A 23,452-nucleotide genomic window follows, 5' to 3' on the forward strand; every position below is an offset into this window, starting at 1 on the left:
GGCTATCCTTAAACTATGGCAACCACCCCACAGCTCCAGGACCGTCCCAGGGTACTCGTCGTCGGCGGCGGGTACGTCGGCCTGTACGTAGCACTGAAACTGCAGAAGAAGATCGCGAACGCCGGTGGCATCGTTACCGTCGTCGATCCGCTGCCCTACATGACTTACCAGCCCTTCCTTCCCGAGGTGGCCGGCGGCAACATCGAAGCCCGCCACGCGGTGGTGTCCCACCGCCAGCACCTGAAGCAGACGGAACTGATCCAGGGCTGCGTTACCTCGATCGACCACGTCAACCGCACCGCCGTGGTGGCTCCCGCCGACGGCGGCGAGAACTTTGAGGTTCCCTACTTCGACGTTGTGCTGGCTGCAGGCGCCATTACGCGCACCTTCCCCATCAAGGGCCTTGCGGACAAGGGCATCGGCCTGAAGACCATTGAGGAAGCGGTTGCCCTGCGCAACAAGCTGCTGGAGCGCATTGAGGTTGCCTCCACGATGACCGACCCCGCAGCCCGCGCCAAGGCCCTCACCTTCGTGGTGGTCGGGGGCGGATTTGCCGGCATCGAGTGCATCACTGAAATGGAAGACCTCGCCCGCGCCGCCGTGCGCAACAACCCGCGCATCAAGCAGGAGGAAGTCCGCTTCGTCCTGGTCGAAGCCATGGGCCGCATCATGCCCGAGGTTACCGCCAAGCAGGCTGACTGGGTGGTCGAGCATCTGCGCAGCCGTGGCATCGAGGTCCTGCTGAACACCTCGCTGGACAGTGCCGAAGGCACCCTGAAGCTCATCAACCTCCCGGACAAGACCCCGGCGCAGGAATTCGAGGCCGACACCCTGGTCTGGACGGCCGGCGTGCAGGCCAACCCGATGGTGCGCTCCACCGACTTCCCGCTCGAGCCGCGTGGCCGCGTCCGCGTCCTGCCGGACCTGCGCATCTCCGGCGATGAAGGCATCGTGGAGAACGCCTGGGCCGCCGGCGACATCGCCGCAGTCCCCGACCTCACCGGGAAGGGCCTCCCCGACGGCACCTGCGTCCCCAACGCCCAGCACGCGTTGCGCCAAGCCAAGCGCCTTGCCAAGAACCTGTGGGCTTCCCGCTGGGACAAGCCGCTGACGGACTACAAGCACAAGAACCTGGGTGCGGTTGCCGGCTTCGGTGAATGGAAGGGCGTTGCCAACATCAACCTCCTGGGCCGCATTGGCCTCAAGGGGGGACTGGCGTGGCTGGCCCACCGCGGCTACCACGGCATGGCCATGCCCACGGTTGAACGCAAGTTCCGCGTCATCCTGAACTGGATCATCGGCTTCTTCGCCGGCCGCGACACCACCCAGCTGATGGATCTGGACAACCCGCGCGGTGCCTTCGTGGCGGCAGCCACCCCGGCCCCCAAGCCTGCCGCTGCACCGGCTGCCGCTCCGGCCGCCGGTTCCGGTTCAACCGCTGCCGCCGCTCCCAAGGAAACGGTAGCGGCAAACGCCAAATAACGCGCCTGTCCCGGTACGCTGGCAGCGTCCGACGGCGGCTGGTCCCTTTGCGGGCCGGCCGCCGTCGGCGTTTCCGGCCAACCCGGGTTGGACAGGTACCATTGTCCCGGCGCCCCAGTAGCCCAATTGGCAGAGGCAGCGGACTTAAAATCCGCGTGTTGTGGGTTCGAGTCCCACCTGGGGTACACACTGTCCCGTCCATGGCATGGTCCAGCGGGCACCGGAAGCCGCCTGCGATGCAGGCGGCTTCCGGCGTTTAATTCCGCATAGGCAACGACTGTTATAAGGCTGTGACCTCAGTCACTGAGTTTCGCTGCTGTCTATGCATTAGCTTGAAGCTAAATCAGGAATACCTGGTCCCATTCCGGGCGCCGAAGCGCCCTTGATCCGTACGCGCATCGCATGGCCCTGTTTCGGAAGGCAGACAAATGTACCGAAAGAAAGTCCTCACCTCGTTGGCAGCGGCAGCCACATTCAGCGTGCTGCTGTCGGCCTGCGCCAACCAGGCGGGCCCCGGCACCACCGAAAGTTCCGGCTCGTCCAGCAAGGTGAACATCCCCGCCATTTCGAAAGTCGATGTTCCCGCCGGTGCGGTCAAGCCGGCCGGTGACGGCAAGGCGAACTGCCCCTCCACCACCACCCTGGCCTACGCGGGCGCGGAGACCGGCCCCAACGCCCAGCTGGGCGTCAACATCTTCAATGGCATCCAGCTGGCCATCGACCAGCACAACAAGGCCAACCCGGGCTGCCAGGTGCAGTTCAAGAAATTCGACACTGAAGGTGACCCGAACAAGGCCACCGGTCCCGTCACCCAGATGGTCAGCGAGCCGGACATCGTGGGGGTCGTGGGACTCCCGTTCTCGGGCGAGTCCAAGGCCACGGGCAACATCTTCGAACAGAAGGGCCTGGTCCACATCACGCCGTCTGCCACCAACCCCACCCTGACGGAGAACGGCTGGACCACGTTCTTCCGTGGCCTCGGCAATGACGCCGTCCAGGGCCCCGCTGCGGCCAAGTTCCTCACCGGAAAGATCGGTGCCAAGAAGGTCTACCTGGTCCAGGATGACTCGGACTATGGCATCGGCCTCGGAACCTCCACCTCGGCCGGGCTCGGCAGTGCCCTGGCCGGCACGGAGAAGGTGACCACCGGCCAGAAGGACTTCTCGGCCGTGATTTCGAAGATCATGAACGCCAAGGCGGACGCGGTCTTCTACGCCGGCTACTACGCCGAGGGTGCACCGTTCGACCAGCAGCTGGTCTCCAAGGGCTTCAACGGAACGTTCGTGGGCCCTGACGGTGTGAAGGATGACCAGTTCATCAAGCAGGCAGGCGACGCTTCGAACAACGCGTACTTCACCTGCCCCTGCATCCCGGGTGAACTGATTACCGATTTCGCTTCCGCGTACAAGGACGTCTCCAAGGGCGCCGAACCCGGTACGTACTCGATCGAAGGCTACGACGCCGCTACTGTGCTCCTGTCCGGTATTGACGCGGGCAAGCAGAGCCGCGCGGACCTGCTGGCCTGGGTCAAGGCCTATGACAAGGACGGCCTGAGCAAGCACTACAAGTGGGATGCCAAGGGCGAGCTCCAGGCTCCGACTGTTTACGGCTACAAGGTTGACAACGGCAAGATCGTACCGATCGGCCCAATCGGGGAGTAGCAGCCCGGCGGGAAAAGGCTGTGGGGGCCAGCACTATGGGCCCCCACAGCCTTTTCTTCGCTTGGCAGCAGCCCAGGACCAAGCAACGTCAATCGACAAGCAACGTCAATAGACACAAGTCCCACGGCCGGGCCCACAAGGCCGCGTGCAACTGGATCAGGATGTTCCCATGCTTCCCTCTCTCGTCCCACTGCTCCCCACCGAAAATGACTGGATCACGTTCGACATACCGTCCCTGATCCAGAATTTCTGGAGTGCCACATTCGATGGCCTGACGTTCGGTGCCATCTACGCGCTCGTTGCGCTCGGCTATACGCTCGTTTACGGCGTTCTGAACCTGATCAACTTCGCCCACTCGGAAGTGTTCATTGTTGGGTGCTACGCAGTTTTCTTCACCCTCAGCAGCCTTGGCTTCGGCCCCTCCGCTCCCCGCCTCGACATCTGGGCCATTATCCTGAACCTGCTGCTGGCACTGGTCCTCGCGATGGTCGCCTCGGCGGTCACAGCCTTCCTGCTGGAACGGATCGCCTATAAACCCCTGCGGCAACGGAATGCACCACGCCTGGTCTTCCTGATCACGGCCATCGGTGCTTCCTTCACCATCCAGTACCTGATCTACCTGTGGCGCGGTCCCAGCCCTGAGCTTGCACTGACGATGTTCCGGCCCACGCCCATTTTCGACGTCTTCGGTACCATCGTCGACTCCCAGCAACTGGTGATCATCATCGCTGCCGTCATCATGATGGTGGGTATTGACAGGTTCATCAGCAAGTCGCGCACCGGCCGCGGCATCCGGGCAGTCGCCCAGGACCCCGACACCGCCACATTGATGGGCGTCAACAAAGAGCGCATTATTATTACCACCTTCGTCATCGGAGGCCTGCTCGCAGGAGCCGCCGCTTTGTTTTACGTCATGAAGATCCCGTCCGGTGTCCAGTACAGCGGTGGGTTTGTCCTTGGCATCAAGGCGTTCGCGGCCGCGGTGCTGGGCGGCATCGGAAACGTCCGCGGTGCCCTGCTGGGCGGCCTGCTGCTCGGCCTGATCGGCAACTACGGCCAGATCCTGTTGGGCAACTCGCAGTGGACCGACGTCGTGGCGTTCGTGGTGCTGGTGCTCGTGCTGCTGCTGCGGCCCGAAGGCATCCTGGGCACCTCCCTTGGAAGGAGCAAAGCATGAGTATGACGGATGGCCCCACGCCGCTGCAGACTGCTGCCGCGGAACAGGCTGCAGAGGACCGCGAAGCGTCGTCGAAAGCACCGGGCAGAAGCTCCCTCCGGCCGCAGGGCAAACGCAAGTCCGGCTACTTCTCCGACCGGTGGCACGCCCTGTCCCGCCAGCAGCAGTGGGCATTCCTGGTGGTCGTGGTGGTCCTGGCCTATATGCTGCCGCTGATCAATCCGCCGATCATCACCACCGAACCCGGCAACAACTTCGCCCTGGCCTGCTTCGACATGGCACGCTTTGCGCTGATCGCGGTCGGACTCAATATCGTGGTGGGGTACGCCGGCCTGCTGGACCTGGGATACGTCGCCTTCTTCGCGGTGGGTTCGTACGTTGCCGCCATGCTGACAAGCCCGGACTCGCCCTACCTGCACATCCCCTATCTGTGGACACTTCCTGTGGCCATGGCGGTCACCATGTTCTTTGGCGTCATGCTGGGCGTGCCCACCCTCCGGCTCAGGGGCGACTATCTCGCCATCGTGACGCTCGGCTTCGGGGAAATCATCCGCATCCTGGCCACGATCATCCCGGCCATGAAAGGCCAAGTGGGCTTCCAGAACGTCGGCCACCCGCCCGGTGACGGGGCCGACGGAACGCCGATCTTCTCCAACTCAAACGGCGTGCCCTGGTACTGGCTGACACTGACGATCATCATCATCGTCACCCTGCTGGTGGGCAACCTGGAACGAAGCCGGGTGGGCCGGGCGTGGATCGCCATCCGCGAGGATGAGGATGCCGCAGAGATCATGGGCGTCCCCACCTTCAAATACAAGGTGTGGGCCTTCGCTATCGGTGCTGCGGTCGGCGGCCTTTCCGGTGCCCTGTTTGCCGGCCAGGTAGGGTTTGTCAACAACCAGAAGTTCGATGTCACCACGTCCATCCTGTTCCTCGCCGCCGTCGTCCTGGGCGGTGCGGGCAACAAGGTGGGTGCCATCCTTGGCGGGGCGTTGGTCAGCTACATACCGCTCCGGTTCACCGCTATTGCCGAGTACAAATACCTGATCTTCGGCATCGCCCTGGTACTGATCATGATCTTCCGTTCCCAGGGACTGCTTCCGGCCCGGCAGCGACTGCTTGCCTACGGGCGCACTGCCCTGAACAAGGTCACCAGCCGTGACGCCACTGAAACCAAAGACATGGACAAACCACCGGCCGGACCGGACGCCCGAGCGGCCGGCCAGAGAGGAGCGGAGGCATGAGCTCCGAGGAGAGGCACAGCGGCTCCAGCAGCGTGGAGGAGCAACCGGCACGGGATGACACCGCCCAGGAAACGTCTGCTGCCCCTGTTGCGCCGGAACCGGACATGGAAGCCCTGGCCGAGGCAGGGGTCGACCAGGAGCTGGCGGAGAAAGTGGCGCCCGACCGGGACATCGCGGTCAAGGTGGGTGACAACATCGTCGAGGTGCAGAACCTGACCATCAAGTTCGGTGGCCTTGTGGCCCTGGACAACATCAGCTTCAACATCAAGCGGGGCGAGATCCTGGGGCTCATTGGCCCCAACGGTGCCGGCAAGACCACCTGCTTCAACGCCATGACCGGCGTCTACAAGCCCACCAGCGGGAAGGTGGTGATGGAAGGCGTGGTCCTGAACGGCATCAAGCAGCACAAGATCACCCGCCTGGGGCTGTCGCGCACCTTCCAGAACATCCGACTGTTCGGCGAAATGACTGCCCTTGAGAACGTGGTGGTAGGCCTGGATGCGCGTCACCGCACCAGCGTTGGCGGGGCGTTGCTGCGCCTGCCCACCCACACCAGGGAGGAAAAGTCGGCCATCGAGCGCGGCATGGCGCTGCTGGACTTCGTTGGCATCGGCAGCCATGCACATGTGCTGTCCCGGCAGCTGCCGTACGGCTACCAGCGCCGGCTGGAGATCGCACGCGCACTTGCCACCGACCCAAAGGTGCTCTGCCTTGACGAACCCGCCGCCGGCTTCAACCCCGCGGAGAAAGAGGAACTGATGGCGCTCATCCGCACCATCAGGGATGAGGGCTACACCGTGCTCCTGATCGAGCACGACATGAAGCTTGTGATGGGCGTGACGGACCGGATCGTCGTGCTGGAGTTTGGGAAAAAGATTGCGGACGGACTGCCGCGCGAAATCCGCGAGGACCCGCGTGTCATTGCCGCCTACCTAGGAGAGCCTGAAGATGACGTTGCTTGAGCTTGAGGGCGTATCCGTCCACTACGGACGGATCCAGGCCCTGCGCGACATTTCCTTCACGGTCGAGGAAGGGGAAGTGGTGGCACTGATTGGGGCCAACGGCGCCGGCAAGACCACCACAATGCGGACCATCTCCGGCCTCTTGAACTGCACCGAAGGCAAGATCACCTTTGCCGGTCAGGACATCACCAGGATGAAGGCCCATATCCGGGTGGTCCACGGGATTTCCCAGGCCCCCGAGGGCCGCGGGATCTTCCCGGGCATGACGGTGATGGAAAACCTGGACATGGGAACTTTTGGGCGCAAGGACAGAAGCGGCGTTTCCAAGGACCTGGACCGCGTCTTTGACCTTTTTCCGCGCCTGAAAGAGCGGGAAAAGCAGTTTGGCGGCACGATGTCCGGCGGCGAGCAGCAGATGCTCGCCATCGGCCGCGCCCTCATGTCCAACCCGAAGCTGCTGCTGCTGGACGAGCCATCCATGGGTCTGGCACCGCAGTTCATCCGACAGATCTTCAAGATCATCAAGGAAATCAACAACCAGGGCACCACGGTGCTGATGGTGGAGCAGAACGCCAACCAGGCGCTGGCCGGGGCGCACCGCGCCTTTGTGCTGGAGACGGGGGCGATCACCCGCAGCGGCACCGGCAAGGAGCTGTTGGAAGATCCTTCCGTCAAGGAGGCGTACCTGGGCGTCGGATAGGCGAGGGACGGGGTCCGGTGCCCGAACGGGCCGCAACGGTCACGGTTCGGTTGCAACCGGGCCCCGGGGGAACTTTCCCCACTGCCTCCACGTGGGAATTGGTAGCGTGACAAAAAGCTCATCACCCAAACCCACATGGAGGAACCCCGCAATGGCACTTGGCGGCAACCCGATCTTCAACGGAAAGAATTTCCGTGGAGCCACCCAGGCACCGCCTGTCCCGCAGGCTCCCTACGGCGCCCAGTACGGCCAGAGCGCGTACGGCCAGCAGCAGTATGGGCAGCCCGCATACGGTCAGCAGCCCTACGGCCAGGAGCCCTACGGCCAGGCCCCTTACGGGCAGCCGCAGAGCATGACTGACGAGCAGCTGCGCCAGATGTACGCCCAGCCGTCGGCCGGCCCGGCGGACACCGGCCGCATGACGTTCGACGATGTCATCATGAAGACCGCCGCGTGCCTGGGCGCTGTGCTGGTGGGCGCAGCCATCACCCTCACCGTGGGACTGCCGCTCGCTTCCATGCTGATGATCGTCGGCGCACTGGGCGGCTTCGTGCTGGCCATGGTCAACACCTTCAAGAAGCAGCCCTCACCGGCACTGATCCTTGCTTACGCAGCTCTGGAAGGACTCTTCCTGGGCGGCCTCACCAGGATCCTGGACACGCAGTTCCCGGGCGTCGGCCTGCAGGCCGTGATCGGCACGCTTTCGGTCTTCGCCGTCACCCTGGTCCTCTTCAAGAGCGGCAAGGTCCGGGCCACACCCCGTGCCATGCGGTTCTTCATGATCGCCATCATCGGCTACGCAGTGTTCTCGCTGATCAACTTGGTGCTGGTCTGGACCGGCGCCGTGCAGGAACCGTTCGGCCTGCGCACCAGCGTCGTGATCTTCGGCATCCCGCTGGGCGTCTTCATCGGCCTGCTGGCCATCGGCCTGGCCGCCTTCTCGCTGATCATGGACTTCACCAGCATCGAAGCCGGCGTCCGCAGCGGTGCCCCGCAGCGCTTCTCCTGGACTGCCGCCTTCGGCCTGACTGTCACGCTCGTGTGGCTGTACGTGGAGATCATCCGTCTCCTGGCCATCCTCCGTGGTGACGATTAGGTGCCCAGGCAGCTGCCGCCGTCGTAAGCCGCAACAACCGTGGGCCCCGCCAATCTGGCGGGGCCCGCGGCCGTTAAAGCGCTGCGCCTGTGCAGCCGCGACCGGCTAGGCGATCCGCATGGCTCCGGCAGCGGGGGAGACGGTGAAGATTTCCGGCGCCTTGAATCCTGCTTCGGCGAATGCCTTGGCGACGGCGTCACGCACCTTTTGCTCGGAGTCCGCCGGGGTCAGTGCAATCGCCGCCCCGCCGAACCCACCCCCGGTCATCCTGGCACCGATGGCGCCGTTGGCCCGGGAGGCATCAACGGCCAGGTCCAGTTCGGGGCACGAGATCTCGAAGTCGTCGCGCATGGAGGCGTGGCTGGCGTCCAGCAGGGGGCCGATGGCGGCCGGGCCGGGGCCGCCCAGAAGTTCCACCGTCTGGAGCACCCTGTCATTCTCGGTGACGACGTGCCGCACCCGCCGGAAGGTGACCTCGTCCAGAAGCGCGCCTGCTTCGGCAAGGTCTGCCACCTCGACGTCGCGCAGTGCCCTGACTCCCAGCACCTCGGCCCCCAGCTCACAGGAAGCCCGACGGGATGCGTAGCCGCCGTCGGCATGCGAGTGTGAGACTTTGGTGTCGATGACCAGGAGCACCAGGCCGGCGGGTTCGGTCTCGAAGGGAACCAGGCTTGCCGTCTGGTCCCGGCAGTCCAGGAAGACGGCGTGTCCCTTCGATCCGCGCAGCGAGGCGGACTGGTCCATGATGCCCGTGGGGGCCCCGACAAAGGCGTTTTCCGCCCGCTGTGTGGCCAGTACCATCTCCTGCGCCTCCAGCCCGGCGCCCGTAATGTCATTGAGGGCCGTGATGACGGCGCATTCGATGGCGTGCGACGACGACAGGCCGGCACCCAGCGGCACGTTGGAGTCCAGGAGCAGGTCCACCCCCGGAACGGCGATGCCGCGCTCCCTGAGCGCCCACAGCACGCCCAGCGGATACTTCGTCCAGCCTTTCGCTGTTCCGGGCTGGAGCGCGTCCAGCGTAGTGGTGACGACGCCCTGGTCGCCGTATGTGGACAACAGCCGGACAGTGGCATCGCGCCGGGCGGCAACGGCCACGCGGGCCGTCCGGTCGATGGCGAAGGGCAGGACGAAGCCCTCGTTGTAGTCGGTGTGCTCACCGATGAGGTTCACGCGGCCGGGCGCCTGCCATATGCCGTCGGGTGCGCCGCCGAACTCCTGCTCGAAGCGGGCGCTGAGGTCCTGGGATGAGGCAAGGGCCGTCCGGCCGTGCTCCTGGTTCCGGCTGCTCACGCCGATGCTCCTTCCGGGGTGGTCGCCACGGCGGTGACGGTCGTGGATGGCGGCGGTACGGCGACGGTGCGCAGCCGTTCGGCCACCTTCTCGGGTGTGGTGTCGTTGATGAACGCGCCCATGGCCGCCTCCGACCCGGCCAGGAACTTCAGTTTGTCGGCGGCGCGGCGCGGAGAGGTCAGCTGGAGGTGGAGGTAACCGGCCGGCCTGAAGAGGTCATCCAGCGGGGCCTGGTGCCAGGCGGAGATGTAGGGGGTGGGGGTGGGATACAGGGCGTCCACCCGCTTGAGCAGGTCCAGGTAGACCTGTGCCAGCTCGTCCTTTTCCGCCCCGTTTAAGCCGGCCAGGTCCGGGACGTGGCGGTGGGGGACCAGGTGGATCTCCAGCGGCCATCGGGCTGCGAAGGGCACATAGGCGCTGAAATGGGTCCCCTCCAGGACCATCCTGCTGCCGTCTTCCCGCTCGGCACGCAGCAGGGATCCGGTCAGGGTGTCCCGCCCGTCGTGTGCGTCGAAGTACTTCCGGGCGGCACTGCCCAGCACGCCGGCGCGGGGCGTGACGTAAGGGTAAGCGTAGATCTGTCCGTGCGGGTGGTGCAGCGTAACCCCGATGTCCGCACCGCGGTTCTCGAACGGGAAAACCTGCTTGATGCCGGCCAGGGCGCTGAGTGCGGCGGTGCGCTGCGACCAGGCTTCGATCACCGTGCGGGACCGCTCCGGGCTCAGGCCGCTGAAGGATCCTGTGTGCTCGGGAGTAAAGGAGACCACCTCGCACCGGCCGTAGGCGGGGCCTTTCGTTCCCCAGACGGCGTTCTGCGGGACGGGGCCCAGTGCCGGTCCAAGGGAAGGGAACCGGTTTTCGAAGACCACCACGTCATAGTCCGCCGCCGGAATTTCCGACGCGTTGCCGGGAGTGGTGGGGCAGATGGGGCACTGGTCTGCCGGCGGCAGGTGGGTGCGGGCCTGGCGGTGGGCAGCGATGGCCACCCATTCACCCGTCAGGGCATCGAAGCGGACCTCGCCCGGTTCGCCACGGGGCGGCAGCCCCCGGTGATCGGCAGTGAGGTGCGCGGCCCGTGAGTCGCTGGTGCCCGCGTCGTCGAAGTAGATCAGCTCCCGCCCGTCGGAGAGTCTGGTGCTGGTAATCCCGGTCATGAAAGAATTTTCGCACAAACGATCAAGAATGAATAGTTTCCAACAAAAAGTAACAGGAACGGATATGGGGTCTGCGCCCGCCCGTTGTACGGTAATGCCCATGACAGCCTCTTCAGAACAAGGAAACACGGAACCGACGTCCATCCGGTCCTGCGCCACGGGACGCCAATATGAACTTCGCCGGGGTGACGCCGTGGCCGCGGTGACCGAACTCGCCGCCGGGCTGCGCTCATTCACCCGGGGCGGCGTCCTGCTGACCGAAACGTACGGTGATGACGAGATTTCCCCCGGCGGTTCCGGCATTACCCTGGCGCCCTGGGCCAACAGGGTGGAGGACGGGCAATGGTTCCTCGATGGCCGTAAGCAGCAGCTGGATATCACCGAGGTTTCCCGCAATAACGCCAGCCACGGGTTGCTGCGGAATACCGGCTACGCACTGGTGGAGGAGTCCCGGTTTGGCGTGGCACTGGAGGCGACGGTCTTCCCGCAGCACGGCTACCCGTTCCTGGTGCGCCACCGCGTGGAATACCGACTTTCCGAAGACCTTGGGCTCCACGTCCGGCAAACCCTCACCAATGACGCCTCGGCCGGGGCGCCCTTCGTGCTGGGGGCGCATCCCTATCTGCGGGTTGGTGACACACCGGTTGAGGAACTGCGGCTGACGGTTTCCGCCGACACCCGGCTGGTGACCGACGAGCGCCTGATTCCCCGCAGTTCGGCCCCTGTTGACGGCGATGTGGACTTCCGTTCCGGGCAGCGTGTGGCGGACCTGGCAGTGGATGTTGCCCTGACGGACCTCCATTACCGGGACGGCCGGGCCCGCCACATCCTGGCTGCGGCTGACGGCAGTGAGGTCTCCCTCTGGCAGGACGAAGCCTGCCGTTACGTCCACGTTTACGTGAGCACGGTGTATCCGGGGCGGGAACGGGCTGTGGCCATAGAGCCGATGACCGGGCCCGCGAACGCGTTCAACTCAGGGGAGGGACTCCGTTGGCTTGACCCCGGAGAATCCTTCAGCATGGAGTGGGGCATCGACTACCGACCCGGCGCAGCGGCCCGCTAGTTTGCTTTGGGCTGGGGCTGCGGAAGTATGGGGATATGACGCCAAAAGAGGACGACGTTACCCTGGCCCACCCAGCTCCCGCCCATTCGGCTCCAGCGGCGCCGGCCGCCGCTGCGCCCCTTCGGGTGCTCACTGACCGCGAACTGGACAAGGACATACCGTACGGCATCCGCATCGCCGCTTCCTGGTCGTGGCGCCTCGGCCTGATACTCCTGATGGTGGGGACTCTGGTTTGGCTCCTCAGCCACATCACCCTCCTGATTATTCCGATCATGGTGGCGGCCCTCCTCGCCGGACTGCTCAGCCCCGTCACGGCTTGGCTGAAGCGGCGGGGACTGCCGGCGGGGCTGGCCGTCGCCGTGACTGTCCTTGGCTTCATCGGCGTCATCGCCGGTGCGTTGGCACTGGTGGGCAGGCAGCTGGCGGTCGGGTTCGGCGAGCTCTACTCGCAGGCGCTTGAGGGCGTCCGGCAGGTCCAGGACTGGCTTTCCGCGGGCCCCCTGCACCTCACCGCCACCCAGATCGACCAGTATGTCAAGGAAGCCACGGACGCGCTCCAGAACAACAGCAGCAGCATCGTCAGCGGCGCCCTGTCCTTTGGCAGCACCGCCGGACACTTCGCCGCCGGGATGCTTCTCTCGCTCTTCATCCTCATCTTCTTCCTCCTGGAAGGTGACCGGATCTGGGCGTTCCTGGTCAGGATGCTTCCCCGCAAAGCCCGTGCCGCCACCTTCGGGGCCGGCCATAGGGGTTGGGCGTCCATGGTCAGCTACGCACGCATCCAGATGTTCGTGGCGGCCGTCGATGCGCTCGGCATCGGCGTGGGCGCGGCGATTATTGGCGTCCCGCTGGCGCTTCCCCTGGGTGTGCTGGTCTTCCTTGGATCCTTCATTCCGGTGGTCGGCGCCCTGGTGACGGGCGCCGTCGCCGTCCTTCTGGCCCTTGTGGCCAACGGCCCCGTAAACGCCCTGGTCATGCTGGCCATCGTCCTGTTGGTCCAGCAATTGGAAGGCCATATCCTGCAACCCCTGGTCATGGGCAAGGCGGTATCGCTGCACCCTGTAGCCGTGATCCTTAGCGTTGCGGCCGGTTCCTACCTCGCGGGCATCCCCGGAGCCTTGTTCTCCGTACCCATCCTGGCCGTAGCAAACTCGGCCGTTCGCTACATCGCCGCCAGAACGTGGGAACATGAACAGGTGCCGGTAATTGCCGGGAAGCCCATCACCGCCGGAGCGGGCGGGGACAACACCATCCAGGATGTTGAACCCCGGACTGCATCCGAAGACGTGGGGGACACCGCGGCAGGCACTCCAGCCGAACACCGTGATGCCCGTGCCTCCTCGCCGGAAGGCAGCCGGGCGGAACCCAGAGGAGAGTAGTCCGTGAAGATCCTTGAAACCCTTCCCGTCACACTGGACGATGTCCTTGAGGCGCAGAAGCTGCTTGACGGGATTATTGCGCGCACCCCTGTGGAATCGTCGCGGGCCCTTGGCGGCATGGTGAACGGCGAGGTGTACTTCAAGTGCGAGAACCTCCAGCGTGCCGGCTCGTTCAAGGTGCGCGGCGCTTACGTTCGGATGGCCCGGCTTTCCCCGGACGAGAAAAAGCGGGGGGTGGTGGCAGCGTCCGCCGGCAACCACGCACAGGGAGTCGCCGTCGCCGCCAAGAGCCTTGGCATCAAGGCCCGCATCTACATGCCCCTCGGCGTAGCACTGCCCAAGCTTGCCGCCACCCGCAGCCACGGCGCCGAAGTGGTGCTGCATGGACACAACGTGGACGAGGCACTCGCCGAGGCCCAGCGCTACAGCAATGAAACGGGCATGGTCTTCGTCCACCCCTTCGACAACGTGGACGTGGTGGCAGGCCAGGGGACTGTGGGCCTGGAAATCCTGGAGCAGGTCCCCAACGTCGATACCGTCCTCATGGGCGTAGGCGGCGGGGGACTGCTGGCAGGGGTCGCGGTCGCCATCAAGGCGCGCGCCCGGGAACTCGGCCGGGAGATCCGGATCATTGGTGTCCAGGCGGAAAACGCCGCAGCGTACCCGCCCTCGCTTGCCGCCGACGCCCTGGTGCCACTCAAAAAGGTGTCCACCATGGCCGACGGCATCGCGGTGGGCCGCCCGGGGCAGTTGCCCTTCAGCATCATCCGGGAACTGGTTGATGATGTGGTCACCGTCAGTGAAGACTCGCTGGCCCGCGCCCTGATCTTCCTGCTGGAACGGGCCAAGATGGTGGTGGAACCAGCAGGCGCCGTGGGCGTGGCTGCCCTCATGGACGGCAAGATCGAGAACCCCGGAACCACCGTGGCCGTCCTGTCGGGCGGCAACATCGACCCCATGCTGATGCTTAAGGTGATCCAGCGCGGCCTTTCCGCTGCAGGCCGTTACATGACGGTGCGGATGATGCTGGATGACCGCCCGGGTTCGCTGGCAACGATCGCCCGCATCATCGCCGAAAACGACGCCAATGTCACCGGCCTGGACCACACCCGGGTGGGTGGCTCCATCAGCATGGGCGACGTCTCCATCACCGTAAACCTGGAAACCAAAGGCCACCAGCACGGGGAACAAGTACTCAGCGCCCTCCGCGCCGAGGGCTTCCAGCCAATCGTGGTGCATTAGGAACGGCGATGGCGGGACCGGTCAGCGGACCCACGGGCGACGGGCGGGATCCAGAGCGCCACACCATTGCCTCCCGCGCAAGGGCCGGACTGGCGGTCCTTGGCGGGTTCGTAGCGCTGCTGTTCGCCATCGAAGTGCTCAACACGCTGATGATGGGAGCACTTAACCGGACCTTTGGCCTGCGGCCGAGAAGCCCCGACGGGCTGCTGGACATCCTGACCTTTCCGCTCCTGCACGCCAACCTGAACCACCTGCTGTCCAACAGCCTTCCCCTGGTCATCTTCGGTTTCCTGGTGTTCCTTTCAGGGCTGCGGGTGTTCCTCACCGCGCTGGCTTTCAGCTGGCTCGGCAGCGGCCTCACGGTCTGGCTTATTGGCGACGGCGTCACCGTGGGGGCCTCGGGGTTGGTCTTCGGGCTCTTTGCGTTCCTCCTGGTGCGGGGATTCTTCAACCGCAGCTGGCGGCAGATCCTGCTCGCAGCGGTCCTCTTCATGGGCTACGGAAGCATCCTGCTGGGCGCTTTGCCGTTCGTGGCCGGGTACGTCAGCTGGCAGGCGCACCTGGGCGGCGCCGCCGGTGGGGTGGTGGCCGCCCTGCTGCTGCGTCCGCGCCTGCCCGCCGTCACGCGGCAGGACTGATCCGGGTTCGTGCCAACGCAGCTGGACCGGCCCGGGAGCGTTAAAGCGAACCGGCGGCCGTCCCCCGTGGAGGGCGGCCGCCGGTTGTCTGCGCCGGATGGTTACGCTACGCGGCGTACGGCTTGGCAGAGAGGATCTCCACCTTGATGTCCTTGCCGTTGGGCGCAACGTAGCTGAGGGTTTCGCCTTCCTTATGGCCCAGGATGGCTGCACCAAGGGGCGACTTTTCACTGAAGACATCCAGGTCGGAGTCGCCAGCGATCTCGCGCGAACCCAGCAGGAAGGTCTCCTCGTCACCCGCGATCCTGGCGACCACAATCATGCCGGGTTCAACGATGCCGTCATCGGCAGGCGCTTCACCCACATGGGCGTCACGGAGCAGCACCGTCAGCTGGCGGATACGGGCTTCGATCTTGCCCTGTTCCTCCTTGGCCGCGTGGTAGCCCCCGTTTTCCTTGAGGTCCCCCTCTTGCCGCGCTGCTTCAATCTTCTGGACGATCTCCGCCCGGCCTGCGCCGGAAAGGTGGTCCAGCTCTGCCTTCAGGCGGTCAAAAGCTTCCTGGGTGAGCCAGGCTGCAGATGCGCTGTTGGTGGTAGACACGGACTTCTCCTCTAGTGGTCCTACATGCAAAAGACCCCGCCACGGTGGCCACTTGTGGAACAGTAACCAGCTCAGCGGGGTAAAGGTATCTCTCCATTGTAGTCAATCCACTGGAGATAACCCAACACTGAAGCGTTGCACGTCACACGACCTATGACTCTCCGCCCGGTATCCAGCAGCTGTCCACCACGCCGGAGACCGACGCCGACTCGGTGCGCAAGGTGACGCGCTGGGCCACTGTCCTGCCGCCGTCGGGCGTTCCATCTGCCGCCGATGGCGGAACGTCCACCACTTTCCAACCCACTACCGCAAACTTTGAATCGAGGGCCTTCACGGCGCACTTGACGGGTTTGGCCGGTTCCCTGGTGACCTGGAAGTCCACTTCGGCGAGCGTTGAATCGGTGGTGCTGTAGCCAACGTCCTTGAAGGTCACCCCGGACAGCGAGCTGGACGTGGTGGCCCACCCCAGGAAAGCGATTCCCCCAGCCAACGCCACTCCGATCACAACCCGGGCAGCCTTGGGGGAGAGCCGGCGCTTTTTAGCACCATACCGATTGGCTAGGCTAGTGTCTGCGGGCGCGGGTTGGGCCGGCTGGTCCGGGGAAGTCACCAGACCAGTTTAGTGCCCTTTCCCCATACTCCCTGCGTTGGCCGTGGCCGCCGCAGGGCGGGGCGCCCCCACATCATCCGACAGCTGCCATCATGCCGCGAAAGAAGAATAAGGAGCCGTCTCTTCCATGACAGCGTCCAGCAACCCCCAGGTGCCGCTCCGGCTGCTCGCGGTCCACGCCCACCCGGATGACGAATCCAGCAAGGGCGCTGCCACCATGGCCATGTACGCGGCTGCCGGCGTGGATGTCCTCGTGGCAACCTGCACGGACGGATCGCGGGGAGACATCCAGAATCCCGCAGTGGAGGGCGAGCCGCATCCCAAGCGGGACATGGCCGGCGCACGCAGGCTGGAAATGCAGCGCGCCGCCACCATCCTCGGCATCCGCCAGCGCTGGCTGGGGTTTGTCGACTCGGGCCTTCCGGAAGGAGACCCGCTTCCGCCCCTCCCGTCGGGTTCCTTCGCCACTTTGCCGCTGCACCAGGCCGCAGCGCCCCTGGTGCGGCTGGTCCGGTCTTTCAGGCCCCACGTCATCCTCAGCTACGACGAGAACGGCGGCTACCCGCATCCGGACCACATCATGGCCCACCGGGTGGCTGTGGAAGCCTTTGAAGCGGCGGGCGATGCCGAACGCTACCCTGGGGCGGGGGAGCCGTGGGAGCCGAGCAAGCTCTACTACGACCGGGCGTTCAGCCCCGAGCGTTTCCGGGCGCTTCATTTCGCCCTGGAAGAGGCCGGGCTGCAGTCCCCGTATGCCGAGCGGCTGGCCGCCTGGCTGGAGTCCGACGCCGAGGGACACACGCCGCCACCGGCCGCCCATGCCACCACCACGCAGGTGGATTGCGGAGACTTCTTCGAGGTGCGCGACGACGCGCTGCGCGCCCACCGGACACAGGTGGACCCCCTTGGATTCTTCTTCGCCGTTTCGCCGGAGATGCAGCGCCGGGTCTGGCCCTGGGAGGACTATTCGCTGATTCATTCACGGGTGCACTCGGAGCTCCCCGAAAAGGACCTGTTTGCAGGGCTAAGATAGACAGGGCAGACAATTTCTATCTTGCGTAGAAGATAGCCGCGGCGACACTCCGTCCGCTTCCTGCTGCATCCGTTCCACCAGAAGGTTTCAACCGTGCATTATCTGCTCCTCCGCCTGGCCACCACGCCCACCCCGCTGCCCACTCCGACACTCAGGGACGGCATCTCCGAGGATCAGGTGACCCCGGGCCTGCTGGGATTCATCATGACGGCCTTCTTCGTCGTGGCGACCGCCCTGCTCATTGTCGACATGGTGCGGCGGATCCGCCGCGTCCGGTACCGGGCCCAGGTGGAGGAAGAGCGCATGGCGGCCGCCGCTGCGGCGGACGTGGAAGCTGCGGAGGACCAGGACGGGCTCGACGACGGTGCGCACCGGCCGTCCAGTCAGTCCAGTCAGTCCAGGGAAGACGGGTCGTCTAACGGGCTTTCCCGTCCCCGCGAGTAGGCCGGCCCCGAAACGGCCGTTTCCTGGGGAGCCTGCCGCTAGGAAAGGACCGCCAGGGCGATTGCCCCAAAATGGGCAGCGAATGCAAACACGGTGAAAGCGTGGAAGAGTTCGTGGAAACCAAAGTGGTAGTAGCTGAAATTGGGCTTCTTCAGCGCGTAGAAGACGGCGCCGGCGATGTACAGGACGCCACCCACGCAAACCAGCACGGCCGCCGTGACGCTGGCCTGGAAGAACTGCGGCAGGTAGAACAGCGCACCGCAGCCCAGCGCGATGTAGATGGGCACGTAGAGCCAGCGGGGCGCGTCAGTCCACAACAGCCGGAAACCGACGCCGAGGATGGCTCCGGCCCAGATTACCCACAGGAGCACCATGGCCTGTCCCCGTTCCAGGAGCGTCCAGGCCAGCGGGGTGTAGGTGCCCGCGATCACCAGCATGATGTTGGTGTGGTCCAGCCGCTTCAGGACGAGCTTGACGCGCGGTGACCAGTTGCCGCGGTGGTAGACCGCGCTCACCCCGAACAGCAGGACGCCGGTGGCGGCGTAGACGGCGGACGTGACTTTGCGGTCCGGCGTGGGGGCAAGGGCGACGAGGATGACGCCGGCGACCAGGGCGAGAGGAGCCGTTACCGTGTGGATCCATCCGCGCCACTTCGGCTTGATCATCAGCAGCTCAGCCAGGCGGACCGCGGCATCGTCCACGGCACTGGCGTCCGGTTGCAGGCCGGGAGTCCGGTCCTCCGGCGGGGGTGCCGCCGAGGCCTCGGGGGAGTGGCTGTTCATGACACCAGAATAACCTACGGTCCGGTAAGTTACCGGTGAGTAACATAGCTTTCGTGCCGCGTTTCTGTACTGCCGGTCCAGGCTCCCGCGAGCGGTAGCCTAGGATGTGGATGTACGTTCGGCAGGAAAGTCAGGTGAGTGGACGCGTGGAGTTGCCCGGGTTCCTCTATGGCTATTACGAGCGCCGGCTTCTCAGGGATCTCCCGCGCGACCGCATTCCGCGGCACATCGGCGTCATGGTCGATGGCAACCGGCGCTGGGCCAAGCAGTTCAACGCCCCCACCAGTCAGGGCCACCAGGCGGGCGCCGACAAGATCCACGAATTCCTGGGCTGGTGCCAGGAGCTGGGCGTCAAAGTGGTCACGCTGTACATGCTGTCCACGGACAACATGAACCGCTCCAGCGAGGAGCTGGACCTCCTGATGGGCATCATCGCCAACACGCTGGACCGGCTGGACGAAGACGCGAACATCTCCGTGCACGCCATGGGCGCCCCGGAACTGCTGCCCGACTACCTGGCCGAACGGCTCAACAAGCTCACGACCAGGACCCCTGTGAGGGAGAAGATCCACGTGAATGTGGCTGTAGGGTACGGCGGCCGCAGGGAGATCGTGGATGCCGTGCGCGAACTGCTGCACGACGCCGTGGCCAAGGGCATGGACATCTCCAAGCTCGCCGATGACCTGTGCGTGGATGACATCTCCCGCTATCTCTACACGCGCGGCCAGCCGGACCCGGACCTGGTTATCAGGACGTCGGGGGAGCAGCGTCTCTCCGGTTTCCTGATGTGGCAAAGCGCCTACAGCGAGTTCTACTTCTGCGAGGCCCTCTGGCCCGCCTTCCGGAAGGTGGACTTCCTCCGTGCCCTGCGGGACTACGCGGGCCGCCAGCGCCGCTTTGGCGCCTGAAACCCCCGGTTCATAACGAGTTCATACATCCGCCAGAGAAATCGCGGCCAAATGGTTGCGGAAATCACCTGTGGTGGATTTACGTTATATCCATCAGCAGGCAAAACCGCCGGCTGATCGGGGAGGCCAGTACATGGAGCGAAACATCGCACCGGTTGTATGGGAGGCCGGACCCGGCCTCGTGGCCGAGCCGCTTCACCAATAACAATTCCGGGCTTGCGCCCGGGGCTGGAGTCGATGTGGCTACTTCTGAACAACTGCCCGAGGTCCTGGTTGGACAGGGCGGGAAAGCTACCTCTCGCGCCGAGCGAGCCACCTTTGAAACCGGTGCGGCAACTGATGCTGCGGCCGGTTTTGCTGTCTCCGGAAGGGAAGCCGACATCCACACGTTCGTCATCGACACCTCTGTCCTGCTCTCCGATCCCCATGCACTCCTGCGGTTTGCCGAACACGAGGTGGTGGTTCCCGTCGTGGTCATTACCGAACTGGAATCCAAGCGGCACGATCCCGAACTCGGCTACTTCGCCCGGAAGGCGCTCAGGCTCCTTGACGACCTTCGGATCAAGCATGGCGGCCTGAACCAGCCCCTTCCCATTGGCGAGGAGGGTGGCACCCTCATGGTGGAACTGAACCACATCTCCGCGGAAGTACTGCCGCTGGGTTTCCGCAGCGGGGACAACGACAGCCGAATCCTCGCGGTGGCCAAGAACCTGGCCAACGAGGGACGCGACGTCACCGTGGTCTCCAAGGACCTGCCCATGCGGGTCAAGGCATCTGCCATGGGGCTCACCGCAGACGAGTACCGCAACGAACTGGTCAAGGACTCCGGCTGGACGGGCGTTGCCGAAATCGAGGCCGACGAGCAGGAGATCGCAACACTGTACGGCCACGAGCCCGTCTTCATCCCCGCCGCAGCCGAACTTCCCGTCAACACCGGGCTTGTCCTGCTCTCCAACCGCGGTTCCGCCCTCGGCCGGGTGGGTGCAGATAAGCAGGTGCGCCTGGTCAAGGGCGACCGTGACGTGTTCGGCCTCCACGGCCGCTCGGCCGAGCAGCGGCTGGCCATCGACATGCTGATGGACCCCGCCGTCGGAATCGTGTCCATTGGAGGCCGCGCCGGCACCGGCAAGTCGGCGCTGGCCCTCTGTGCCGGGTTGGAGGCCGTGCTGGAACGCCGCGAACACCGCAAGGTCATCGTCTTCCGGCCGCTCTATGCCGTGGGCGGCCAGGAACTTGGCTACCTGCCCGGATCCGAGTCCGAGAAGATGAACCCTTGGGCGCAGGCAGTCTTCGACACCCTCGGCGCGTTGGTGAGCCAGGAAGTCGTCGAGGAAGTCATGGACAGGGGCATGCTCGAGGTCATGCCCCTCACCCACATCCGCGGACGTTCCCTTCACGATGCCTTCGTTATCGTCGATGAGGCCCAGTCGCTCGAAAAGAACGTCCTCCTCACCGTCATGAGCCGCATGGGCCAGAACTCCAAGATCGTGCTCACCCACGACGTCGCCCAGCGGGACAACCTCCGCGTCGGCCGCCACGACGGTATCGCAGCCGTCGTCGAAACCCTGAAAGGACACCCGCTCTTCGGCCACGTCACCCTCACCCGCTCCGAACGCTCTCCCATCGCCGCCCTGGTGACAGAGCTCCTGGAAGGCTGACGGGGGTGCGTGGGGCACCCTTCCTCTGCGTGCTGGCTCGTTCCTCGCCTTTGACGCACGCTGCCGGAAGGCTGCCCCACGCCCAAGCCGGGTTACGGGCCTCCTCGTAGGAGCGCATCGCGGCGCATCGGCCGCCGTAGGTCGCCCAGCGACCGAAGGTGGCCCTATGCGCAGTGTCTAAGCGACGGAGAAGGACCGTGGCCCGGCGTACCCAGCCACGGACAGGCAATCAACGCACGCTGAGGAACTTGGCCGCTGCCTCGTGCCCTTGGACCTGCAGGGACCACTCGGGGCGTTTGAACGTGTCCGGGGTGACGCGGACGTGCTGGACTGTTTGGACCTTGCTGCCCCAGGCCTTGCGGGTAATGCCGTTGGGTTCGTAGCCGAGGGAGCGGGAGACGCCGAGGGAAGCGGTGTTCCACTGGGCGGCCTCGGATTCGGCAACTTCGGCGCCTAGCCAGTCAAAGGCCCAGAGGACGACGGCGGCGCGCATCTCCTTGCCGAGGCCAACGCCCTGCACGGACTGCTTGAGCCACGATCCGGTGCTGACGGTCTTGAGCGCCGCCAACTCCTTGGCGCCGACGTCCTGGCATCCGACGAACTGGCCCTCGTGCCAGATGCCCAGGAGCAGAGTCCAGTTCTCCGGTGTGCACTCAGCCCTGCACCGCCAGTACCAGCGGGCCATGTTGGGACCGAGTTCATCGTCCGGCAGCTCGGACCAGGGCGTGCTGAAGGGATTCCTGCCCGGTTCATGGATGCCGCTGCGGGCGGCATCGACGGCTGCCGGGATGTCCTGGTCGGTGATGGGGCGGAGCTCCAGGCGCGGCGTCCTCAGCTTGAGGTCGAACAGGGGCCAGATGGAGCTCATCGTCGTCATCCGCGAAGCCTAGCCGATGGCACGCCCGGGATCTGCCACCCTCAGGCGGGCACGTCCCAGCTGATGTGCCGGCGGACGTCGGTCAGGTTCATGGACTCGGCCAGGAAGAGGTCATCGAGCATGTACTCGTCCACGGCGATAATGCGGATCCAATGTCCATATTCGTCCTTGTCGGGCTGCAGGGACCGGCTGGACACGCAGATTCCTGTACCCACGTCCACGCGGAGTCGGGACCTGCCGGGAAGGCAGAGCGGTGCTGACGGATCGGCGGGCCGGTAGGCAGCGTTCGGTACCACCTCCGCCTCGAGGACAGGGCGGCCTTCATGGGCCGCGTACCGGAGATCCTGGATGTCCAGGGCGTTGCTGCCGGGAAACTCGATGGGTACCGGTGCGTTGCCCGCGAGCTCCACCGGGTCAAGCGCGGCGGAGAAACGGCCGTTGCCGAAGCCCGGCTCGCCGTAGGCGGCCTCGGGCCTGCGGCGCACCAGGCCTGCGTCGTCGTAGACGGGGGTGACCAGGTGCGGAGGGAGGAGCCAGGACTTGCGGGTGGCGCTCACGTAGAAGACGTCCCTGGAATCGTTGATTCCGGTGGTGCTGTGCAGGACCAGTCCCTCCGGACTTTCCAGCCGCAGGGCCCCCGGACGGCGAAGCCAGGCGCGGACGAAGGGAGCTCCGGGGGCAGGCGCAGAGGCAAACGGCTGGTCCCAGTACTCAAACCGCAGGGACTGCCATTTCCATGGCGAAGAGCGGCACAGGTTCCGGAACATGGCAGCCAGGTCCGCAGGGGCAGGAGTATCCGGAGCCGGGCGACGCCGGGAGTCCCAGGTGGACATATCCACATTTTACGCGGCGGTGCTACGGCCGGAATGGGTGGATCCAGTAGCATCCGAGGGGTGATCGGACGACTCGGCGAACTCTGGCAGCACACACCGCTTGCCTTTTGGCTGGTACTCGCGGCGTGCCTCTACTTTGCCGTGATGGCCGTCAGGCTCACCATTATCGATGTCCGGCACCACCTCCTGCCCAACAGGATCGTTTTCCCGTCCTATGCCGTGGCCGGTGCGCTTCTCCTGCTGGCGGCCGCTGTGGCCTGGACCGGCCCCGATCCGGCCCGGGGGACGCTCAGCGCGGTTCTGGCCACGCCTTTGGTCCGCGTGATTGCCGGCGCTGCCATCCTCTGGCTTTTCTACTTCATTTTGCGCTTCGTTTACCCGCCGGGCATGGGATTCGGGGACGTCAAGCTCGCCGGCGTGCTGGGTATGTACCTTGGCTACCTCAGCTGGGGGCACCTGTTCGCCGGTACCTTCCTGGCTTTCCTGCTGGGCGGGCTGTGGTCCCTGGCAATCCTGGTGACACGGCGGGGGACCCTGAAGTCCGCCATACCGTTCGGTCCGTTCATGCTCGCCGGCGCCGCTGCCGCCATGCTGCTGCCTGCGTGAACCACTCCC

23 protein-coding genes and 1 tRNA gene are annotated in these 23,452 nt (G+C 65.2%); 17 read left to right on the forward strand and 7 right to left on the reverse strand.

The genetic code is table 11. The annotated features are described in order from the left end of the window. The first annotated feature begins 15 nt into the window (after window positions 1-15). From J2X98_RS00170 to J2X98_RS00205, 8 genes are all read left to right on the forward strand, one after another. Window positions 16-1,482, forward strand: a complete 1,467-nt coding sequence (locus J2X98_RS00170; RefSeq protein WP_307303300.1) for an NAD(P)/FAD-dependent oxidoreductase — start codon at window positions 16-18, stop codon at window positions 1,480-1,482. 111 nt (window positions 1,483-1,593) lie between these two features. Further along, window positions 1,594-1,667, forward strand: a tRNA-Leu gene (locus J2X98_RS00175). Window positions 1,668-1,910: 243 nt separating this feature from the next. Continuing rightward, window positions 1,911-3,143: a branched-chain amino acid ABC transporter substrate-binding protein gene (locus tag J2X98_RS00180; protein ID WP_141940567.1), complete on the forward strand. Its 1,233-nt coding sequence runs from the start codon at window positions 1,911-1,913 to the stop codon at window positions 3,141-3,143. A gap of 169 nt (window positions 3,144-3,312) precedes the next feature. Further along, window positions 3,313-4,320: a branched-chain amino acid ABC transporter permease gene (locus J2X98_RS00185; protein ID WP_141940568.1), complete on the forward strand. Its 1,008-nt coding sequence runs from the start codon at window positions 3,313-3,315 to the stop codon at window positions 4,318-4,320. Continuing rightward, on the forward strand, window positions 4,317-5,564 hold the full coding sequence (locus J2X98_RS00190; RefSeq protein WP_141940569.1) for a branched-chain amino acid ABC transporter permease: 1,248 nt from the start codon (window positions 4,317-4,319) through the stop codon (window positions 5,562-5,564). Before J2X98_RS00185 ends, J2X98_RS00190 begins: the two co-directional genes overlap by 4 nt. After that, entirely contained in the window at window positions 5,561-6,526 is a 966-nt protein-coding gene (locus J2X98_RS00195; protein WP_307303302.1) for an ABC transporter ATP-binding protein, read from the forward strand. The genes J2X98_RS00190 and J2X98_RS00195 overlap by 4 nt, the downstream gene beginning before the upstream one ends. Beyond that, a complete protein-coding gene (locus J2X98_RS00200; RefSeq protein WP_141940571.1) occupies window positions 6,513-7,226 on the forward strand; it encodes an ABC transporter ATP-binding protein in 714 nt (237 codons plus the stop codon). Before J2X98_RS00195 ends, J2X98_RS00200 begins: the two co-directional genes overlap by 14 nt. Window positions 7,227-7,377: 151 nt before the next feature. Then, window positions 7,378-8,322, forward strand: coding sequence for a Bax inhibitor-1/YccA family protein (locus tag J2X98_RS00205; protein ID WP_307303305.1), 945 nt, complete (start codon window positions 7,378-7,380; stop codon window positions 8,320-8,322). A 105-nt stretch (window positions 8,323-8,427) separates the two neighbouring features. Here J2X98_RS00205 and galK read toward each other — a convergent pair whose 3' ends face one another. Next, window positions 8,428-9,615 carry a galactokinase gene (gene galK / locus J2X98_RS00210; protein WP_307303307.1) on the reverse strand — a complete coding sequence of 396 codons (1,188 nt, stop codon included), beginning with the start codon at window positions 9,613-9,615 and terminating at the stop codon, window positions 8,428-8,430. Further along, a complete protein-coding gene (gene galT / locus J2X98_RS00215) occupies window positions 9,612-10,769 on the reverse strand; it encodes a galactose-1-phosphate uridylyltransferase (protein WP_307303308.1) in 1,158 nt (385 codons plus the stop codon). Before galT ends, galK begins: the two co-directional genes overlap by 4 nt. 100 nt (window positions 10,770-10,869) lie before the next feature. Between galT and J2X98_RS00220 the strand changes: the two genes are divergently transcribed. The 4 genes from J2X98_RS00220 to J2X98_RS00235 are packed head-to-tail and all read left to right on the forward strand — an operon-like array spanning window position 10,870 to window position 15,091. Next, a complete protein-coding gene (locus J2X98_RS00220) occupies window positions 10,870-11,832 on the forward strand; it encodes an aldose 1-epimerase family protein (RefSeq protein WP_307303309.1) in 963 nt (320 codons plus the stop codon). Between the two features lie 35 nt (window positions 11,833-11,867). Then, window positions 11,868-13,211, forward strand: a complete 1,344-nt coding sequence (locus tag J2X98_RS00225) for an AI-2E family transporter (protein WP_307303310.1) — start codon at window positions 11,868-11,870, stop codon at window positions 13,209-13,211. 3 nt (window positions 13,212-13,214) lie between these two features. Then, window positions 13,215-14,453, forward strand: a complete 1,239-nt coding sequence (gene ilvA, locus J2X98_RS00230) for a threonine ammonia-lyase (RefSeq protein ID WP_141940576.1) — start codon at window positions 13,215-13,217, stop codon at window positions 14,451-14,453. An 8-nt stretch (window positions 14,454-14,461) separates the two neighbouring features. Then, complete coding sequence (locus J2X98_RS00235) at window positions 14,462-15,091, forward strand: rhomboid family intramembrane serine protease (protein WP_307303311.1); 630 nt, start codon at window positions 14,462-14,464, stop codon at window positions 15,089-15,091. Between the two features lie 106 nt (window positions 15,092-15,197). On the opposite strand, the gene greA is transcribed toward J2X98_RS00235, so the two are convergent. Continuing rightward, window positions 15,198-15,692 (reverse strand): transcription elongation factor GreA, encoded by a 495-nt coding sequence (gene greA / locus J2X98_RS00240; RefSeq protein WP_141940578.1) that lies wholly within the window; start codon window positions 15,690-15,692, stop codon window positions 15,198-15,200. Between the two features lie 151 nt (window positions 15,693-15,843). After that, a complete protein-coding gene (locus J2X98_RS00245) occupies window positions 15,844-16,302 on the reverse strand; it encodes a DUF4307 domain-containing protein (protein WP_141940579.1) in 459 nt (152 codons plus the stop codon). Between the two features lie 127 nt (window positions 16,303-16,429). Here J2X98_RS00245 and mca point away from each other — a divergent pair, with 127 nt between their 5' ends. Further along, window positions 16,430-17,335, forward strand: a complete 906-nt coding sequence (mca, locus tag J2X98_RS00250) for a mycothiol conjugate amidase Mca (protein WP_307303312.1) — start codon at window positions 16,430-16,432, stop codon at window positions 17,333-17,335. A 93-nt stretch (window positions 17,336-17,428) separates the two neighbouring features. Next, window positions 17,429-17,779 carry a hypothetical protein gene (locus J2X98_RS00255; RefSeq protein WP_307303313.1) on the forward strand — a complete coding sequence of 117 codons (351 nt, stop codon included), beginning with the start codon at window positions 17,429-17,431 and terminating at the stop codon, window positions 17,777-17,779. Between the two features lie 38 nt (window positions 17,780-17,817). Here the strand turns inward: J2X98_RS00255 and trhA are convergent, their stop codons facing one another. Next, window positions 17,818-18,561: a PAQR family membrane homeostasis protein TrhA gene (gene trhA, locus J2X98_RS00260; RefSeq protein WP_373460808.1), complete on the reverse strand. Its 744-nt coding sequence runs from the start codon at window positions 18,559-18,561 to the stop codon at window positions 17,818-17,820. Window positions 18,562-18,707: 146 nt separating this feature from the next. On the opposite strand from trhA, the gene J2X98_RS00265 reads away from it, so the two are divergent. After that, on the forward strand, window positions 18,708-19,469 hold the full coding sequence (locus J2X98_RS00265) for an isoprenyl transferase (protein ID WP_307303694.1): 762 nt from the start codon (window positions 18,708-18,710) through the stop codon (window positions 19,467-19,469). A gap of 239 nt (window positions 19,470-19,708) precedes the next feature. Continuing rightward, on the forward strand, window positions 19,709-21,127 hold the full coding sequence (locus tag J2X98_RS00270) for a PhoH family protein (protein WP_307303315.1): 1,419 nt from the start codon (window positions 19,709-19,711) through the stop codon (window positions 21,125-21,127). Window positions 21,128-21,356: 229 nt separating this feature from the next. On the opposite strand, the gene J2X98_RS00275 is transcribed toward J2X98_RS00270, so the two are convergent. Then, the gene (locus J2X98_RS00275) at window positions 21,357-22,004 is read right to left on the reverse strand and encodes a GNAT family N-acetyltransferase (protein ID WP_307303317.1); all 648 of its coding nucleotides are present in this window, start codon (window positions 22,002-22,004) and stop codon (window positions 21,357-21,359) included. Between the two features lie 41 nt (window positions 22,005-22,045). Continuing rightward, window positions 22,046-22,837 carry a hypothetical protein gene (locus J2X98_RS00280; RefSeq protein WP_307303319.1) on the reverse strand — a complete coding sequence of 264 codons (792 nt, stop codon included), beginning with the start codon at window positions 22,835-22,837 and terminating at the stop codon, window positions 22,046-22,048. A gap of 60 nt (window positions 22,838-22,897) precedes the next feature. Here J2X98_RS00280 and J2X98_RS00285 point away from each other — a divergent pair, with 60 nt between their 5' ends. After that, window positions 22,898-23,443: a prepilin peptidase gene (locus J2X98_RS00285; RefSeq protein WP_141940585.1), complete on the forward strand. Its 546-nt coding sequence runs from the start codon at window positions 22,898-22,900 to the stop codon at window positions 23,441-23,443. Window positions 23,444-23,452: the final 9 nt, after the last annotated feature.

The sequence above is a fragment of the Pseudarthrobacter enclensis genome (genome assembly GCF_030811655.1).
Lineage (GTDB): Bacteria > Actinomycetota > Actinomycetes > Actinomycetales > Micrococcaceae > Arthrobacter > Arthrobacter enclensis_A.